16 protein-coding genes and 1 riboswitch are annotated in these 18,112 nt (G+C 52.2%); of the genes, 7 read left to right on the forward strand and 9 right to left on the reverse strand.

Annotation, left to right across the window (positions count from 1 at the left end):
- Nucleotides 1-555 precede the first annotated feature (555 nt).
- A complete protein-coding gene (locus GC101_RS31640) occupies nt 556-1,410 on the reverse strand; it encodes a helix-turn-helix transcriptional regulator (protein WP_171720537.1) in 855 nt (284 codons plus the stop codon).
- Between the two features lie 84 nt (nt 1,411-1,494).
- Here GC101_RS31640 and GC101_RS31645 point away from each other — a divergent pair, with 84 nt between their 5' ends.
- Nucleotides 1,495-3,423, forward strand: a complete 1,929-nt coding sequence (locus GC101_RS31645; RefSeq protein WP_171720538.1) for a glycoside hydrolase family 20 zincin-like fold domain-containing protein — start codon at nt 1,495-1,497, stop codon at nt 3,421-3,423.
- Between the two features lie 401 nt (nt 3,424-3,824).
- Here GC101_RS31645 and GC101_RS31650 read toward each other — a convergent pair whose 3' ends face one another.
- The gene (locus GC101_RS31650; protein ID WP_171720539.1) at nt 3,825-4,901 is read right to left on the reverse strand and encodes a Gfo/Idh/MocA family protein; all 1,077 of its coding nucleotides are present in this window, start codon (nt 4,899-4,901) and stop codon (nt 3,825-3,827) included.
- A gap of 222 nt (nt 4,902-5,123) precedes the next feature.
- Here GC101_RS31650 and GC101_RS31655 point away from each other — a divergent pair, with 222 nt between their 5' ends.
- Together GC101_RS31655 and GC101_RS31660 are read left to right on the forward strand one after the other, a co-directional pair.
- Nucleotides 5,124-6,062 (forward strand): hypothetical protein, encoded by a 939-nt coding sequence (locus GC101_RS31655; protein ID WP_171720540.1) that lies wholly within the window; start codon nt 5,124-5,126, stop codon nt 6,060-6,062.
- An 84-nt stretch (nt 6,063-6,146) separates the two neighbouring features.
- Nucleotides 6,147-6,386, forward strand: a complete 240-nt coding sequence (locus tag GC101_RS31660; protein ID WP_039302970.1) for an NHLP leader peptide family RiPP precursor — start codon at nt 6,147-6,149, stop codon at nt 6,384-6,386.
- 15 nt (nt 6,387-6,401) lie between these two features.
- Here GC101_RS31660 and GC101_RS31665 read toward each other — a convergent pair whose 3' ends face one another.
- Together GC101_RS31665 and GC101_RS31670 are read right to left on the reverse strand one after the other, a co-directional pair.
- The gene (locus GC101_RS31665) at nt 6,402-8,138 is read right to left on the reverse strand and encodes a sensor histidine kinase (protein WP_246354604.1); all 1,737 of its coding nucleotides are present in this window, start codon (nt 8,136-8,138) and stop codon (nt 6,402-6,404) included.
- Between the two features lie 296 nt (nt 8,139-8,434).
- Nucleotides 8,435-10,330 carry a sensor histidine kinase gene (locus GC101_RS31670; protein WP_171720542.1) on the reverse strand — a complete coding sequence of 632 codons (1,896 nt, stop codon included), beginning with the start codon at nt 10,328-10,330 and terminating at the stop codon, nt 8,435-8,437.
- A gap of 275 nt (nt 10,331-10,605) precedes the next feature.
- On the opposite strand from GC101_RS31670, the gene GC101_RS31675 reads away from it, so the two are divergent.
- The 3 genes from GC101_RS31675 (at nt 10,606) to GC101_RS31685 (ending at nt 12,895) form a co-directional block, all read left to right on the forward strand.
- Entirely contained in the window at nt 10,606-10,785 is a 180-nt protein-coding gene (locus tag GC101_RS31675) for a hypothetical protein (protein ID WP_042133927.1), read from the forward strand.
- 21 nt (nt 10,786-10,806) lie between these two features.
- A complete protein-coding gene (locus GC101_RS31680) occupies nt 10,807-11,412 on the forward strand; it encodes a hypothetical protein (protein ID WP_171720543.1) in 606 nt (201 codons plus the stop codon).
- A gap of 49 nt (nt 11,413-11,461) precedes the next feature.
- Nucleotides 11,462-11,523, forward strand: a riboswitch (Fluoride riboswitch).
- Between the two features lie 64 nt (nt 11,524-11,587).
- Entirely contained in the window at nt 11,588-12,895 is a 1,308-nt protein-coding gene (locus GC101_RS31685) for a voltage-gated chloride channel family protein (protein ID WP_171720544.1), read from the forward strand.
- Between the two features lie 19 nt (nt 12,896-12,914).
- Here GC101_RS31685 and GC101_RS31690 read toward each other — a convergent pair whose 3' ends face one another.
- Complete coding sequence (locus tag GC101_RS31690) at nt 12,915-14,132, reverse strand: MFS transporter (protein ID WP_171720545.1); 1,218 nt, start codon at nt 14,130-14,132, stop codon at nt 12,915-12,917.
- A 174-nt stretch (nt 14,133-14,306) separates the two neighbouring features.
- Between GC101_RS31690 and GC101_RS31695 the strand changes: the two genes are divergently transcribed.
- Nucleotides 14,307-15,005: a peptidylprolyl isomerase gene (locus tag GC101_RS31695; RefSeq protein ID WP_425497170.1), complete on the forward strand. Its 699-nt coding sequence runs from the start codon at nt 14,307-14,309 to the stop codon at nt 15,003-15,005.
- A gap of 133 nt (nt 15,006-15,138) precedes the next feature.
- On the opposite strand, the gene GC101_RS31700 is transcribed toward GC101_RS31695, so the two are convergent.
- The 4 genes from GC101_RS31700 to GC101_RS31715 form a co-directional block, all read right to left on the reverse strand.
- Nucleotides 15,139-15,480 (reverse strand): DUF898 family protein, encoded by a 342-nt coding sequence (locus GC101_RS31700; RefSeq protein ID WP_039302961.1) that lies wholly within the window; start codon nt 15,478-15,480, stop codon nt 15,139-15,141.
- Nucleotides 15,481-15,724: 244 nt separating this feature from the next.
- A complete protein-coding gene (locus GC101_RS31705) occupies nt 15,725-16,819 on the reverse strand; it encodes a Leu/Phe/Val dehydrogenase (protein ID WP_042133922.1) in 1,095 nt (364 codons plus the stop codon).
- A 182-nt stretch (nt 16,820-17,001) separates the two neighbouring features.
- On the reverse strand, nt 17,002-17,331 hold the full coding sequence (locus GC101_RS31710) for a hypothetical protein (protein WP_171720547.1): 330 nt from the start codon (nt 17,329-17,331) through the stop codon (nt 17,002-17,004).
- A 35-nt stretch (nt 17,332-17,366) separates the two neighbouring features.
- A complete protein-coding gene (locus tag GC101_RS31715) occupies nt 17,367-18,068 on the reverse strand; it encodes a pirin family protein (protein WP_171720548.1) in 702 nt (233 codons plus the stop codon).
- Between the last annotated feature and the right edge of the window lie 44 nt (nt 18,069-18,112).

Here is an 18,112-nt window from a genome sequence, read left to right on the forward strand (position 1 = left end):
GAGAAAAATCACAATAACAAGTTTCGCTTTTTAATGACAGCGTTTACTTTTAAAATAAAAAGCATGTCATTAACCTTTTTTTACAAAATCGCACTCAGTTATATCCATAATTCCAAATAATAGCGTATTCATGATCTAACAATGATTTCCTGCACAAGACGAACAGCCTGTCCCCCTGGAGGGACAGGCTGTTCGTTATATAATATTCACAACCGTCATGATCATTCTGTCGTCTGCAGTCTACTCAGTCACCGCCGGCAAGGCTGTTTGCTGCTTGGCCTTATTACATATGCAAATCTGGTAACGCTGTTCGCCAACGATATGATACCCGGTGGACAGAATACGTAAGGTATGGTTTCTTGCGTCCACCTTATGGAGACTGCGGCAACTGATGCAGTAATATTCTCTCATGGCTTCATCTCCGGCATAGTCTAGAAGAACTATTCAAAAAACTGCTAATATGTTCTAAATCATATCACTGTCTTTTTCAGCATGTCAACAATAATCTGCAAATTACGACATATATCCAGAAATAAAGTAGAATTATGTCGGTTTTTATACGTTGCTGCGGCAGTTCTGCGGAGAAATGCCCATATATTTCTTAAACAGCCTTGAGAAATAGAAGGAATCCCTATAATGAAGCATTCCCGCGATTTCCTGAACCTGCAGGGAAGTGTTGAGCAGAAGATGTTTGGCTTCTGCCATTTTGAGACGGTGGATATATTCATGCAAGGGGTAACCGCTGCTTCTGCGGACCGTACGACGGAGTGTAGACATGGAGATGTGCAGACCTGCAGCGATTCCAGGCAGATCAGGCTCCTCATAGATGCAGGCATTCAGCACTTCGCGGATATGAGACATGGGTTCTGCCTGCAGGAGCCGGTTATTACCCTGGATACGCAGTGAACATTCCAGCAGCATCTCTTCGAGCTTCAAGGCCGCCCGGTCCGCATCTCCGGGAGCCCCGCCGTCCATTAGCCCCAGAACCTCTTCAAACAAGGCCGTAAGTCCCTGCACCCCATCCGCCTGACAGACAGCCCCTCCAGCTATCATTCCGGTCTCCAGCCATTCCGTGACACGGCTTCCGGCGAAATTAATATAGTATTCATCCCAATACCCTCCTGAAGGCGGTCCGAAACTGTAGGTGCAGCCGGGACGGAAAAAGAACAGGCTCCCTTCGCGGACCTGCTGCTCCTTGCCTCCGTTCTCACTATAAGAACCGCCACCGGAAACTATGTATACGAGCGCCCAGTGCTCGAACACCACACCTGAACGAAAAAGCGTTCTTCCCGGCAGATGACCCGCTTGCCCTATCCGTATCGACTGCAGCCGGAGCCTGGAAGCTTCTACCTTAGGATCGATAATCCGGATCGGATAGGGACTGATCATATAATCCATGAGCTTGGGCATACATTGCATTCCTCCACCTGTTTAGGAGTGATATGGTTGTAATGAAGATGATCATATTCTACATGAATAAGAGGTGTCCACGCTATGCCTGAAAACATTAATTTACAGCTGCTCCCTTACCCCCAGCAGGTCACAGTATCCCAAGGCCAGTTTCCCATTCCCGCCAAGGGGAGTATTGTTCTGGCCGGTGAGAGGAATCAAACCGCACTCCCGGCAGCACGCAAGCTTCAACAGGTTACTCTACAGGCGGTTCAGCTCCGTCTGTCTCTGTCGGTGGGGATACGCCCTTCCACCGTTTCCGCCTTTACCTTCAGCTATAATGCCCTGCTGGCGGCCGGGGCCTATGAGATTCACATTAATGAAGACGGAATCACCATTGCCTATGGCTCCCCGGAAGGCGCTTATTATGCGGTTGGTACGCTGAAGCAGCTGCTGGAGCAGTATGGCAGAAGTATTCCCCAGCTGGTTATCCGTGATCAGCCGGATTTTGCCGCCAGGGGACTCATGATCGATATCAGCCGCAACAAAATCCCCAAGCTGGAAACCCTGTACCGGATCATTGATCTGATGTCCGATCTGAAGCTGAATCAGTTACAGCTATATATAGAAGGAGTTCCATTTGCCTATGAGTCTTTCCCGCAGGTCTGGGAGCTGGAAACGCCCATTACCGGTGAGGAAATTCTGCTGCTGGATGCCTACTGCCGTGAGCGTTATATCGAGCTGGTGCCTAACCAGAACAGCTTCGGCCATATGGAGGGCTGGCTGACCCGTCCTGAATTCAATAGTCTGGCCGAAATTCCCGAAGGCTTCATGCTCCCTGATCATATGTATGACAGCGATCTGTATCCCGATGGGCTGTTCATGCATCCCGGAACCTTCGATACGGAAGATCCGCAAGTACTGAAGCTTCTGGGCACAATGTATGATGACCTTCTTCCTTACTTCCATTCGCAGCTATTCAATGTCGGATGTGACGAGACCTATGAACTGGGACTTGGCAAAAGCAAAGCGAAGGCCGACTCCGCCGGTAAAGGCGAGCTCTATCTCTCTTTCCTGGAGAAAATCCACGGGCTCGTTACGGAGCGCGGTAAAACCATGCAGTTCTGGGGTGATATCATTATCCAGCATCCGGAGCTGATTCCCCGCCTGCCGAAGGATATTATCGCCATGGAATGGGGCTACAGCGCCGCTCATCCGTTCGAAGCGGATACCCTGAAATTCCGTGAAGCGGAGATTCCGTTCTATGTCTGTCCGGGAACCAGCTCTTGGAATTCACTTACCGGACGGACTGACAATATGCTGGCTAATCTGCGCAGCGCGGCAGTCCACGGCAAACGTAATGGTGCAATCGGCTATCTGATTACAGACTGGGGCGATTTCGGCCACTGGCAGCATCTGCCGGTCAGCTACGCCGGATTCGTATACGGGGCTGCACTGGCCTGGAATGTGGAGGGCAACCTTGAAGCGGATATTGCCGAATACCTGAACACCTCCATCTTCCATGACCGTTCCGGAGCCATCGGGCAATTACTGCTCGATCTCGGAAATTACTATACCTTCGAATCCGGCACCCTCCGCCCGAATGATACGGAAATGTCCATGCTGCTGCGCAGCAGTCTGGGTCATGTGCATCTGGCAGAGAGGCTGACCGGAGAGCAGCTTCAGCAGCTTGAGCATTACATCACCGGCATAGAAGCAAGACTTGAAGGGCTCGCCCTGGAATGCGAGGATGCCGGTCTTGTCGCTGAAGAGCTAAGCAACGGGATTCACTTCGTGAAGCATGCCGTGCAGCTGACCCGGCTTAAGAAACAAATGGCCGGGGCAACGCCGCAGATTGATGCGGCACTCGTTCAGGAGCTGATCCATGATCTGGATCTCCTGCTACATCATTACCGGCAGCTATGGACCCGGCGCAACCGGCTCGGCGGCCTGGAGCAAAGTGTGTCGAAGCTGGTCCGCCTGCGCGGAGAGTATGTTGCGCTTGCAGCCAAGCTCAGTGAGGCTGAAGTATAAGGATAGAGTTAGTCCCAGGACTATACACGCGCTTAGTGTGATCAGAACAGGTAAGCGCATAAAAATGTTGTAAGAATTACAACTTTAACCTCCTGATAGGCGGGCTTTTAGAAGGAATGTTGTATGGATTACAACAATTCTCCCGCTAAGCCGGTTGGAAGAGGAGAAATGCTGTATTCCGTACAACAATCTCCGGTTAAGGGTTATATATCTCGAAGAATGTTGTATTTCGTGCAGGAATTCTGATCGAAGTTGTACTGGAATGCGGTACCCAAACATTCATGATCTCTAAACAAACGAGTCCCTATCCACAATAGTGGAATTGGGACTCGTTTTTTACTGCATCCAGCACTTCCCTGATACTTCCTGCTCCGCTCTTCCATCCGCCACCCGCCAGTTGGTCACTCCGCCGCCCAAGGCTGAGTAGTAGAGCGGACAATCTCATCGCTTGCCGCAGCCTGCTCCATCAGCAGCGCCAGATATTGATCCTGGCTGCCCTCAGCCAGGCTGTAGAATGAAGGGCCTCCCTCTACATGCCGCTGCATTCTGTCCAGACTCTCGGCGATAGCAATTTCTTCCTCCGTTAGCCGGGCAGGAATAAAGGGATTGCGGTACAGCCACTCCCCGTCCCCCATAATCCCCCTGAGATATAGGCCCTCCAGGTTCCCGCCATGACCGGCATCGATCCGCCGCAGCTTGCTGTAGACTGGAGTGTCATAGCTCTGCAGCCAGGAGACTTCATCGTTCATCATCTCTCCACGTTCCCCCCGGACGAGCACGCGGCCAGCGCGAATCCAGGAGAAATACTGGTCACGGGTGAAATCATAGACCCCCAGCTTGCCGCCGAATTCCAGGACAGCCAGCGTTTGCTCGGTCTGCACCAGCTCCTCGGCAGCCGGAGGCCCGCTGCGCTGCGGGCCGTTAATAATAGAAGAACCGAAACGCTGTGCACGGATACTCACGTTCTCGAAGCGGAGATCCAGCAGCTGCCGGATCAGGCTGATCCCGTGATATCCATGGGCCGCTGACACCTGCGCCTGACTGATTGTCCCGAGGCGTCCTGAGCGGGCCAGCCGGATCCGGGCTGCATGCATCGGCTGGAACATATACTGCTCGGCTATCTGGATAACGGCTGAACGGTCCAGCGCATTCCATAGCTGAGTGAGCTGTTCCAGATCCGGTGCCGGCGGAGTTTCCGCCAGGAGCGGAATCCCTTCCGCCGCCAGTCTAATGATGTAATCTTTACTGGCCTCCCGCTTCAGGCAGATAACAGCAAATGAATAGCCGCCTGCTTCAATAAACGTATCGATGGAAGTATATACTTCCACTCCCCAGATTCTCTTCAATGCATCCGCTTTATCCTTATTACGGACGTACATGGCCCCTACGGCAAAGCGCTCCGGAAGCGCTCTGGCGATCCGCAGATAGAATTCAGCCCGCCAGCCTCCGCCCACCAGTCCGAACCTGATAATATCCATGCTTAACATCCTTCCTTTCTGCACTGCTCACATAGTTTTATTCTGTTGCTCCCGCCTTCTCCCGGCCTATAATCTCTGCGGTTAAATAGTCCGTTAGTCCCCCAGGGACTTCATTTCCAAAATTGGATTGAAATAGGCTGAATCTAGGACTATAATCATGACAAATACCCACTTTTTTCCTAATAGTAGAAGAACAATACATTGTTGACAGGAGACAAGCCTATGGATTGGCTTCATGATTATGAGGACGAGCTCCGCCTGGTTTTTCAGGAGAGCTGCACGGTTATCTCAGCGTTTCCCGAACCGCTTAATGCCCAAGGCCTGTCCTATCTTGATCAGTTTAACGTATTTAGGGCAGGAAGCCACAAAAATTACATATGTTATCTTCTCCCCTTCTGGCTGCAGGACAGATGCGGCCTGAGTATCCCCCTGACCCGTCAAATGTCGGTCGGCAACGTCTTTTTTATGCTCTACTTTTTCCTCCAGGATGATCTGATGGACAGTAATGAGCTCTCCGCTGCACAGGCACTGCCGCTGGCCAATCTGCTCTATGTCGAGTTTCTGAATATTTACCGTCCGCTTTTCCCCGCGGATTCCCCGTTCTGGTCATACTTTGGCCGTTATATCTCGGAGTGGGCAGACAGTGTAAGCGGTGAAGCCGGCGGAGATTATTTCCTGAGGGACCGCCTCCGTATCTCCCACAAAGCCAGTCCGCTTAAGCTTACCAGCACGGCGGCACTGCTGCTCTCAGACCAATCCCACCTGATAACTGAAGCTGAAGAGATGATTCATGGCGTACTGCTGACCTTGCAGATGCTTGACGACTATGAGGATTGGGAACAGGATTTGGAGGAGGGAAATTACAATTGCCTGCTGTCGCTGGCACGCTGCCATGGGGAGGATGAAGGAGTACCGCTCACTAAATCATCGGTGAAGGATTTTATTTTTACAAATGGCGGACTTGCTTCGTATGCGGGGACAGCTCTGGTTAATCACTGCACACTTGAAGCCTTCACGCTGGAGCTTCCCCATCTGTTATCCTTCCATCAGGTGCTGGTGAAGAACCTGCAGCATATGGCCGCAGCGATCGAAGCCGAGAAGCAATTATTGCAAAGCGGAGGGCTCAATTATTGGTTAACCAAAAATATGAATATTTTATAAAATATATAAAAAAGCAATAGAATTATAGATTGGCCTATGTTATGCTTATCAGGAAAATATAACCATTTTGAAAGGGTGATTGTATTGTCAGACGCAATTCTTAAGAATCAAGTGATTCAGAAGGCCTGGGAAGATCCGAGTTTCAAACAGAGACTACTCACAGATCCGAAAGCAGCCCTCAAAGAAGTGCTCGGCATTACCCTTCCTGATAACATTACACTTAAGACAGTAGAGGAAGGCTCCAATGAGTTCTATCTCGTTATTCCTCCAAGTCCGGCCTCCGGAATGATGAAGACTAATGTCTCTGCGCTCGGCATCTGGTAACTTTCACTAATGAAATCAAGCTAATAGGGAGTTGGAATCATCCGGACCTTCTGCACGCGGCAGAATGGTGATGGATTCGGTTCCGGCTCCTTTTTTGCTCATGAAGCGGATTTCCCCCTCCATCGCCTCGATAATACGGAAAGTAACCATCAGTCCAAGACCCGTACCTTTTGTTTTGTTGGAAGAGAAATACGGTTCACCCAGCCGGCTGAGGACCGCAGGCTCCATCCCCGCCCCGTTATCCTTAATATGAATGTATACTTTATCCCCTTTACCATAGGCCAGCAGATGGATCGCGCCGTCTTCTCCCAGTGATTCGATACTATTCTTGATAATATTGATCAGCGCCTGCTTGAATTTGGACGAGTTGCCCTTAACCCATAAGCAATCCTCAACATCCAGAATCATTTTGCCTCCATTTAAATGGCACAGCGGCAAGAGTATGCTCTGGATATGCTTGAATTCATCATTCACGTTAAGCAGGGAGATCTGCTCAAACTCCGGTTTGGCAAAGGTCAGGAAATCCGTGATAATACTCGCTGCACGGTCCAGTTCACTGAGTGCCATGAACAGATATCTCCGCTCATCGCCGTTCGACTTCTCGCTGAGCAGCTGGAGGAACCCCCGGGTGACCTGAAGCGGGTTGCGCACCTCATGAGCTACAGACGCTGCCAGCTCGCTGATAATCTCCATTTTCTCCGAACGCTGCAGTTCATTGTTGAACAGCTCCAGCTCACGCGAATATTTCACCACCTGCTGATGATTCTGCGCCAGCCGCCGGCCCAGGATGACAATCAGCGACAGGATGAATACTACCAGCGCCCATTTCCAGTAGAACAGGTCATAATTTCCGCCCTTAACATAATACCAGACCAGCTCCGAGACCCCGGTTAGAGCTGCAGTACCGAAACCAATGGCAAAAATGATGGCATCCTTATTGCGCTTCAGGGAGAATATGATCACGCAGGCGATTAGCAGAATGAATTGCAGGATCATGATGATCCCAAGAATCTTAGTCGAGACAAAATAGTAGAATTCCAAAATCCGGTCGCCGGAGAGCGTATTAACAATCAGACAGAGGATGCAAAAAAGGGAGTAAACGGACTCGAATTTGCGGAACGAGCGGATGATGCCGAATTTGCCGCCGCCGAATATTTTCTCAAACAGAAAGGTCAGGGAAGGCAACAGCGACAATAGCGCGACGTCAAAGAACACCACGCTGACCGGTCCCAGATAACTGTAGAAGGTATATGTAAACGGAGAGTAGGTGATAGACAGCACTCCGGTGGAGGCTATCACTATGGCTAAGGAAGCTGCAACCGGGAAGTACTCCTTGTTCAGATAAAATGAGCAGACAAACAGGACCACCGCCACGAACACAAAGGCGCCGCCCAGGATCACATCGATAAGTCCATTTTTAATATAATCCTTGATCAGAACACTATGCTCACCGACCACGATCTTATCCTTGATTCCAATCCGGTCCTTCAGGGTTTCCGTCCAAATATACATCGTTTTGCCGTTGTCCGTCATATCCAGAGGCACAAGCAGCGAATAATTATCCTTAATAAAGCTGCGGTCGCTCTCGAAAATCAGCCGCTCTTCCACGTACACTTTGACATGCAGGGCATAGATCGCATCAATATAGACGGAAGGGGCTGCGTAGCTATATGAGGGTAGTGTTAGCTTCGTCCAGGCGGAGGATACCCCGGAAGGCAGCTGAGGCATCTCAGTCTTCCCTTCAACTTCCATCCATCCCTCCGTTTCCCTCAGAGGAACCTTCCGCCCGCTGTCTCCCGGACCCTCCTGCCACTTCAATTGCCAATGGCTGATCTCGCTGGCAGGGTAGTAACTTTGCGCCGATACCAGAAACGGTCCACAGGTTACTGAGAGCAGAAACAGCACTAAGGTTATATGTAAACTTTTGAACATCAAAGACATGCAAGCACCTCAGAAGAAAGTTTCAGAAACAAAGTTCTGTTAGTGTTAGTATTTCGCTCCGCCCTCTGCCCATCCCTTCAAAAAAACGGAATAAACAAAAATAATTCCTAATTATTGCCTGAGGCTGGTAATTTAACAATAACCTCTGTCCCCTCACCCTTCCTGCTCTGAAACTCTATGGAACCGTTCATCGCTTCAATAATCCGGAAGGTTACCATGAGTCCAAGCCCCGTCCCCTTCGTCTTATTGGAATAATACGGCTCCCCCAGCCGGGCCAGCTCGCTGACCTTCATGCCTTCGCCGTTATCCTGAACACTGATGACCACATGACTGCCTGTCTTCCAGGCGGTTACTACAATCAAGCCTTCCTCCTGCAATGACTCAATGCTGTTCTTAATCAGGTTAATGAATGCCTGCTTGAATTTGGCCGGGCTGCCCGACACTTGAAGATCCTCCTGCAGATGCAGTTCAATGGCTCCACCCTGCAGATTGGCGAGGGGCACCAGGATACCTGACACATGCTTCAGCTCTCCGGAGACTTCAAATACATCTACCGTATCCATACCGGGCTTAGCGAACGTCAAAAAGTCGGTAATGATGACCGAGGCCCTGTCCAGCTCCTCCATGGCCATCTGCAGATACTCCTTCTCCTTCTTGCCGGAGCGTTCTCCCAGAATCTGCAGGAAACCGCGGGTTACCTGCAGGGGATTCCGTACCTCATGGGCAACCGAGGCAGCGAGTTCACTGATAATCTCCATTTTCTCCGACCGCTGCAGATCATTATTGAATTTCTCCAGTTCCCTGGAGTATTCCAAAGCCTGCTCATGACTCCCCGCAAACCGTCTTCCCAGAATAACAATCAGGGAAATAACGAACAGAACCATTCCCCACTTCCACCAATACAGATGATACCTCTCCGAAGAGAAATAATAGATCAGCAGCTCACTCAGGGACAGGAAGGCAAACACAGAGAACCCCATCGAGAAAATCACAGCATCTTTATTGCCCCTGAGGGCATAAGTCAGCGACATATACAGCAAATAAACAAACTGCGCCATAATCAGCACACCTGTCACATTGATGGTCAGGAAGGAGTACAGGTAGTCGAACCGGAATGAGAGCACGGCATTCAGGGCAAGCCCACCCAGGCAGAACAAGGAGTAAGCCAGCTGGAAATTGCGCAGCCGGGTGGTATATCCCCGCTTGCCGGGTCCAAATAATTGTTCAAAGTAGATCGTAAACGCCGGCAGAAGTGTGAAGAGCGCCAGATCGAAGCAGATTCCCGTAAGCCGCTCCTGGCTGTTCACGATCAGCCGCAGGAACGGGGAATACGTAATCAGCAGCACGCCAAAGGATATAATGACCAGAATCAGAAATAATCCGCCCGAGAAAAATTCCGGTTTAAGGAACAACAGACAGATCATCAGCGCTCCGCCCATAAATATCAGCGCCGCTCCAATGACAATATCCACCAGATCCTGCTTCACATAGAAGGACAGCAGCTTGTCATAGCTGCCTACCCTGACCTTTCCCCCGATGCCGAAATCCTTGCCCCCGGCACTCCATAGATACAGCTGCTTGGCACTGTCCTCCCCGGATAGCGGAATTAGCACCTTGTTGCCGCTGTAATTGATCACCTCACTGGAATCATAGATGAGCCGGCGGTCTATATATACCTTAAGGCTGTCGCCGTATACTTTGTCGATCAGGAGTGCTGAATTCGCCTCTGTCCGCGGCAAAGAAAACCGCAGCCAGACTGAATCTGCACCCGCAGGCGGTTGCGGCCTGTCTGCCCGCGCCTGTACAGTCCGCCACTCCCCGGAAGGAGCAGCCATCGCCTCCTGAATATCATGTAGAACTGCATGTTCCCATTTAAGCTGCCATGCCGGGAGGGCTACTTCTTTATGTCCGCCCCATTCCATGGCAATGCCAACCGGGATTATGGCAATTACGAGCAGCAGCATAATTAGTGCGGCTGCTGTTTTGGTTGAAGGCAACTTCATTGTGGCACCCCAGTGAATCCTTAGTTGTATTTACGTAGTTCATATGATTCTTATTTTCGACAACGTTCGCACTATACCTGCCTTATCCTGCAAAAAACCTCGAAAAATAGAAGGATTAGTTAGCTTGTGAAGCCTAGGCATTCTTATATTTACGTGTTAATTGTGGTTATTCCACGGGTGGAATGAATATATTAACAGAATGGCTGCCCGGCTGCCGAACAGATTCGCCGCCGGTTTAAAGGGTATACAATTACTATAGGTAAAGGAGGCTCGCGATGGACACTCATAAGAAACCTGCTGATGGTGAAGAACAAGACCGTGAGGACCTGATTACCGAGCGGGATATTGATGAAGAGTCCGGACTGTTCCAGGAAGGCACCTATCCCGGCGCACTTCCGGACAAGGATCAGAAAGCTGCGGTTAATCATGCTGTCCCCAAAGAGGGGCAGACTTAAAATAAAGGGAGCTGAACAGCAATGGGCAATGAATTCAATAAGACCGAAGCCGACTTTGTGTACGAGCGTTATACCAAAATGGGCGGCGTTTCCCCGGAACAGGATATTCCGCTGGAAGAATTGCGTCCGCTCGGCACCATTACCGAACAAAGTCCAAGTGATGAAGTGGACACCGCCGGGAACCGGCCGCTTGAATCTGCTCTGGCCAGCCATGATCCCGCTAATTTCACACCCATAGATTTCGACGGTGTGGTGGACGATGGTTCCGATCCGGCACTGGTCGGCGATAATATTCTGGCTGCCGACATCGGACTGAATGTGCCGGATTCCGGGCTGGGCCCGCGTTCAGACCGGAACCCCCCTCCGCCAGGGACTCCGGCGCCGGAACGGGACGAGCTCCTGGAATCGGATGCACTGTACGCTGCCGGCGCAGCAGGCCTGACCGGCAATGTAATTGATTATGCGGATGAGGAAGAGCTGCTGGAGGAAGAGGAAGAGCTTCCGCTGGAGGATATCCCGGATGCCGACGATATTGATCCCGGCAGCGCGATCGACCCGGTCTCCCCGGACCCCGACGCAATGCCCGGAACCGATGTGCTGAACGGCTCCAGCGGTGAAGAGGACTAAGCGGCATAACCGTATTGACTTTTGAACGAAATAAACTTACTATAATGGCATTCAATACGGCGATGGAGTTCGCCATAACCGTCCTTCGGGACTAATGACTCCTACCAGTGATCACTCGCTGGTAGGAGTCTGTTTATTTTCAGGGAGCAGACTCGGGATATGGGGGCATAGCAGGATGAAGAGGAAGTATGCACGGTGGGTGGAGCTTGCAGCACGGCGGAGCCAGCTCGCTCTTTGGAGTACATTTGTGAAATGGGTGGTGCTGGGGGGATTGGTGGGACTATTGTCGGGGAGTGCCTCGGCTATTTTCCTGAAAAGCCTGGAAGCCGTGACCAAGGTCCGGCTGGAGCATGCCTGGCTGCTGTTCCTGCTTCCTGTGGGGGGCGCTCTGGTTAGCGGCATGTACATGCGTTACGGCAGGAATAGCGCAAAGGGTAACAATCTTATTCTGGAGCAAATTCAGCAGGGAGATGAAGCGATTCCGCTGCGGATGGCGCCTCTGGTCCTTATCGGGACACTGATTACCCATCTCTTCGGAGGTTCTGCCGGGCGTGAGGGAACGGCTGTGCAAATGGGCGGCAGTCTGGCCGATGCGCTGGGAAGATGGCTCCGGATCAACTCCCTGGACCGCAAAATCCTGCTCATGTGCGGAATCAGCGGCGGTTTCGGCTCGATCTTCGGGACCCCGCTGGCCGGAACGGTCTTCGGTCTGGAGGTTATCGCCATCGGCCTGATCAGCCACAAGGCCCTGCTGCCCTGTTTCGTTGCCAGCTTCACCGGTGATCTTGTCGCTTCCCGCTTGTGGGGTGTGCACCATATCCACTATCAGGTGGATGTTGTCCCCGGAATGGATGCGCTGGTGCTGGTCAAAGTGATTGCCGCGTCCATTGTGTTCGGTCTGGTCAGCCTGCTGTTCAGCGAGCTTACCCATTATCTGAAGCGGACCTTCGCCGCCTTAATCCGTAACCCTATGCTCAAAAGCGCCACCGGCGGTCTCATCATTATCGCCCTGGTGTACATTGCCGGTACACGGGATTATCTGGGCCTCGGGATTCCGCTAATCAGCGGTTCATTTACGGGGGATGTCCATCCTTTCGCCTTTCTGTGGAAACTGGTCTTCACAGCCTTTACCCTGGGGACTGGATTTCAGGGCGGCGAGGTGACCCCGCTCTTTGCCATCGGAGCTACTCTGGGGAACAGTCTGGCCGGCTTGCTTCATCTCTATGGACCTTTCCTGGCTTCGCTAGGCTTCATCGCCGTTTTCTGCGGAGCGGTCAATACACCGATCGCCTGCTTCATTATGGGCATTGAGCTGTTTGGCTCCGGCGGAGCGGTATACATGTTCATCGCCTGCGTAATCAGCTATCTGTTCTCCGGACACAGCGGCATCTACAGCTCCCAGCTCATCGGCATCTCCAAAAGCGCACTGCTCCCTGTTCCTGAAGGAACGACGCTGGCCGCCGTCAAAGAGCTTCACAAGTAGACACGGCGGCAGTTCATTCTCAGGGAGTCACCTGGATTCCCGCGTGGGCAGCATTCACCTTCGATTCCAGCTTGTGGGTCTTCACGAGCACAGCCGCTACAAGCAGCATGACGCCGTTAATGACAAATACCCAGCGGATCGGCAGGAAGGCTCCGAGCAGACCGCCGATAATCGGGCCCGCCATCGTTGCCAGCTGGCTGGCCGCCTGATTCAGCCCGAAGGCCCGTCCGCGGAAGCCCGGTTCAATGACCTGGACTATCATCGCATTAACGGAAGGAAGCACACCGGCATAGAACAGGCCGTAGGCAAAACGCAGAATGGCAAACTCTACATAACCTGATACGAAATACTGCAGAATATTCCCGATGCCTCCGCCAATCAGGCCGATGAAGAGAATAAAGCCATAGCCTTTGCGGCTGCCGATTCTTCCCCACTGCGGTGCCATAATTACGGTAGCGATGCCGACTGCCGAGAAAACGATTCCGGAGCTAAGCGAGGCGCTGCTGCGCGAAATCCCCATGTCCAGCAGATAGATCGGCAGCAGCGGCTCCAGAATCATGACGGAGAAGGTACTGATGCCCGCAAGCAGAAGCAGGGTGATGAACGCCCGGTTCTGGCCGGCTTCCCGGATATCATCCCTTACCCTGGAACGCGGGGCAGAACGGTCGAAGTTCTCTTCCTTGGCGAAGAAGGTAGCGATCAGCGCGGAGACCAGCACAATAACAGCCGAGAACAGGAACGCAACGCGGTTGCTGGAGTAATAGCTGACTACGCCGCCGATGAGCGGCCCGATGATGCTGCCGGTGGCTCCGGCTGTAGACATGATGCTTAGTGCATAGCCTGTCTTATCCTCCGGTGTGTTGGTCGCTACCATAGCAATTGCTGCCGGAACGAACCCTGCGAGCAGTCCCTGCAGAATCCGCACGACCAAGAATACATAAGGATCATGCACGAAGAAATTAATCAGATACAGGGCCGCCAGGCTGAAGCCCGAACGGATAAGCATCGGCTTGCGGCCGTATTTGTCGGCAAGTGAACCCCAATAAGGCGAGATTAGCGCGCTGGCCAGAAACGTAATGCCGAAGCTGACCCCCGACCAGATCTCCAAATGGCTTGTAACACCTAACTGGTCGCTAAGAAAAATTGAGAGGAACGGAATCGAGATCGAATATGCCGTACTGCAAAAGAAAACCCCTACCCAGAGCACGATCAGGTTCCGCTTCCATGAAAAACTCATGCTGCACACATCCCTTCAGCGTTTTTTTGGAAGCACTTCTCCCATTCTACCCCTCTTTGAAGAATGTGCCAATCCCGGCCGGAGGGGCAGGCTTTGCATGAAGCGGGACAAAGAAGGTATGATACTAGGGAGACTGCACCCTATTATTCAAAGATAAAAGGAGAGATTTGTACCGTGAAGCTTACTACTAGAAAACCCGTCATCCTGCTGGCGGTGATGTGTCTGATGCTCGTGATTCTGGCGGGCTGCGGCAACAAGCCTGTGAACAATAATGCTGCAGCCGGCAGCGAGGCTACTACGGCGCCACAGGATAATGCTGCTGCAGCTACGGAAGGCGTACCTTCAGCCACAGCCAGCCATCCGGTGGTTACAATTGAAATGGATAACGGCGCCATTATTAAGGCTGAGCTGTATCCCGAGGTTGCCCCTAACACAGTTAACAACTTCATTTCGCTGATCCAGAAGGGTTTCTATGACGGAACCATCTTCCACCGGGTCATTCCCGGCTTCATGATTCAGGGCGGCGACCCTGACGGTACAGGTATGGGCGGTCCGGACTACAGTATCACCGGAGAGTTCTCCGCCAATGGATTCACCAATAATCTGCTGCATACAGAAGGCGTTCTATCCATGGCCAGAAGCCAGGATGTGAACTCGGGAGGCTCGCAGTTCTTCATTATGGCCGCCGCGTATCCGAGCCTTGACGGCAGCTATGCCGCTTTCGGCAAGGTTACCGAAGGACTGGAAGCCGTCCAGGATATCGTCAATCTGCCGCGTGATGCTAATGACCGCCCTGAACAGCCGCCAGTGATGAAGAAGGTAACGGTCGATACTCTCGGCGTAACCTATCCGGAGCCGCAAAAGGTGCAATAACCGCTATTTATCCCATACTCCGCTGCCGTCCTTCCAGCAGCGGAAGTACCAAGTAGAGCAAAGCAAGAGCCATCCTCCGGTTACGGACGATGGCTCTTGCTCTATAAACCGTATTCTTAAATCATGCAGCGGATTATTGGAAATGAGTATTCTTCGTTCTCCACTGCTCCAGCTTGATTCTTACCCAGAAGCTGTAGATGCCGAGCGTTATTAATGACAGCAGGAACCACTTGATCCATTGTCCGAACAAGCTTACGGCACTGCCGTCAAACCGCAGACGCTGCCCGTTAACTACGGTATGCTCCACCTTCCAGCGGTAGATCATCACCACAGACCAAGGATAGCAAATTCCGAGGGTACACACCGTAACCAGCCAGCCTGCCAGGCACCAGCCAATATACTCGATAAGTGTCCCGTCAAAGTACGACTCCCTGCTTCCGTAATTCATTGCCGCATTCATATTCACCGCTGCCATGTGTCTCCACCTTTCAATCCTGCAAGATCTTTCCTGGTTCTATTTTCCTTATTATCCAAGCCGGCTACTGCTACATTTCTCACTATTCTGCATGAAATAGCAAACGAATTGTCGAATGATCTGCTATACAGCCTAAGAAACGGCCCTGTTCACCGCCGATTAGCGGAACAGGGCCGTTCATGTACAGATTCAATGCTGCCCGGATTATGCAGCGGGATCACCGCTCCCGCCCCGGCTGCTCACCTTATCTTCTGCTAAGGGCATGCTGCCCGTTGCGCAGGAAGGTACTGCGGCTGTTACGCAGCAGCGAGATCCGCTCCTCTGCGAGCTGATCCGCTGCAGCGTAAGCTGGAATTCCGCTCAGCTGGGAGATTTCCAGCACGCGGGTGATGCTGTCGTAGATTTTGGCGATTTGCTTGAACGCCCGTTCCTTGTTATAGCCGTTCAGCTCGTCGGCGATATTGATTACGCCGCCGGCATTAATGACATAGTCCGGGGCGTAGACAATCCCCATCTCATGCAGGGCATCCCCGTGGCGCGGTTCTTTAAGCTGATTGTTAGCGGCTCCCGCCACAACCTTGGCTCTCAGCAGCGGCAGGGATTCATCATTAATGGTCGCACCGAGTGCGCACGGCGCGTAGATGTCACAATCCGCCTGAATAATCTCGCCCGGGTCCACCGCTGTAGCCCCGTAAGCCTCTACTGCCCGGCTGACAGCCTCCTTATTAATATCTGTGACGATCAGGCGTGCGCCCTCCTCGTGAAGATATTTGCACAGCGTGAAGGATACATTGCCGACACCCTGCACGGCAACGGTTCTGCCGTTCAGTGAATCACTGCCGAATGCCGCCTTGGCCGCTGCCTTCATTCCCCGGTATACCCCGAAAGCAGTAGCCGGTGAAGGGTTGCCGGATGAACCGTAGGTAGCCGAGATGCCGGTGACGAAATCCGTCTCCTGATGGATGATGTCCATATCCTCTTCCGTAGTGCCTACATCCTCGGCTGTAATATAACGGCCGTTCAAGCCCTGTATGTATCTGCCGAAGGCGCGGAACATCGCCTCATTTTTATCTTTTTTGGGATCCCCGATAATCACCGTCTTGCCGCCGCCCAGATTCAGCCCGGCAACCGCATTCTTATACGTCATGCCCTTGGCCAGCCGGAGCGCGTCCACAACCGCCTCTCCCTCTGTAGCATAGGTCCACATTCTCGTTCCACCCAGTGCGGGACCCAGTGTTGTGTCATGAATAGCAATGATTGCCTTCAAGCCTGATGCCTTATCCTGACAAAACAGCACTTCCTCGTAGTCGTCCCGCTCCATTGCCGCAAACAATTCCATTAGCTTCATTTCTCCTGTCTCCACTTTATGTACATGTTACGTTTCATAACAAAGCTAGTCCTTTCAGGACATGTTGTCAATATCTTTTGTTTCATTTTCAGCTTTTTTCAGCAAAATCCAGCAAGCAACAGACATCAACCTCACGCGAAGCGTTAGAGAGTCAGATTGATGTCTTTGCAGCTTTATTCCCAGTATTGGTCCGGCCGGTATTCGATCTCGGACTGCACAGCTATCGTCAGACGGCCCATGGCCTCATCATATACTACAGGATGATCACCTACGTAATACCAGTGCTTAATCACCGGCCCGCCAGCCGGTTCCTCGAAACGGAATACATTCAGCTCAGCCTTGAGTTCAGCAACTGCCGCCCCCTTATCAGCCGGAACTCCGGTTAGGGTAATCACAGTTAGCCCGCCCTGCTCATCAAAAGTATAGCCTATGCCATCTGTACTGCTGATCAGCATACGCCCTGTTACGGAATGCTTCACCAGTACTCTTTCCTGCTCTGCCATCAAGGATTCCTCCCACATTTAGGTTTAAGCCTTATTTAAGGCAGATCAATCAGCATGACAAGCGTATCCCCGTCTGCCTGCAGCTCCAAATGGCTCACCCCTTCAATCCGGGCAGAATCTCCCGGCCTCAGCACAGCGTCCCCATTCAGCGTAATTTGTCCCCCGATTAAATAGACGAAGATCCGCCGGCCCGGCTCCTGCCGGAAATCGAGCAGCCCGCCGGTCTGCGCTCTGCCCAGATAGAGGGTCATATCCTGGGCAATGCCGACGACCTCCGCCGAGGCTTCAGCCGCCACTACCGGAAGCAGTCTTCCATCCAGCTTCGCCGGATCGAAGCGGCCTGTCGCATAGGAAGGAGCCGTTCCCCGGGTACGCGGCATGAACCACAGCTGCAGCAGCCGCACCGGCTCGCTGTCAGAAGGGTTATGCTCTGTATGAATGGCTCCTGTGCCGGCTGACATCCGCTGAATGCCGCCAAAAGAAGTCTCCTCCACATTGCCCAGGTTATCCTCATGGCGCAGCACGCCGGACAGCACAATGGAGACGATCTCCATATCACTGTGCGGGTGGGCACCAAAGCCTCTTCCCGGAGAGATGGTATCGTCGTTGCAGACCCGCATCGGGCCGAAGGCTGTATTATCAGGATCATAGAAATCGCCGAACGAGAAGACATGACTGCCCTTCAGCCAGCCGTGATCGAACCGGTGTGCAGACTCTGCAGGATATACTGTAATCAATGTGATCTCCTCCTAAAGGCTGTTATGGTCTGTCTTAACTTAAG

The sequence above is a fragment of the Paenibacillus phytohabitans genome, from assembly GCF_013141775.1.
Lineage (GTDB): Bacteria > Bacillota > Bacilli > Paenibacillales > Paenibacillaceae > Paenibacillus_AQ > Paenibacillus_AQ phytohabitans.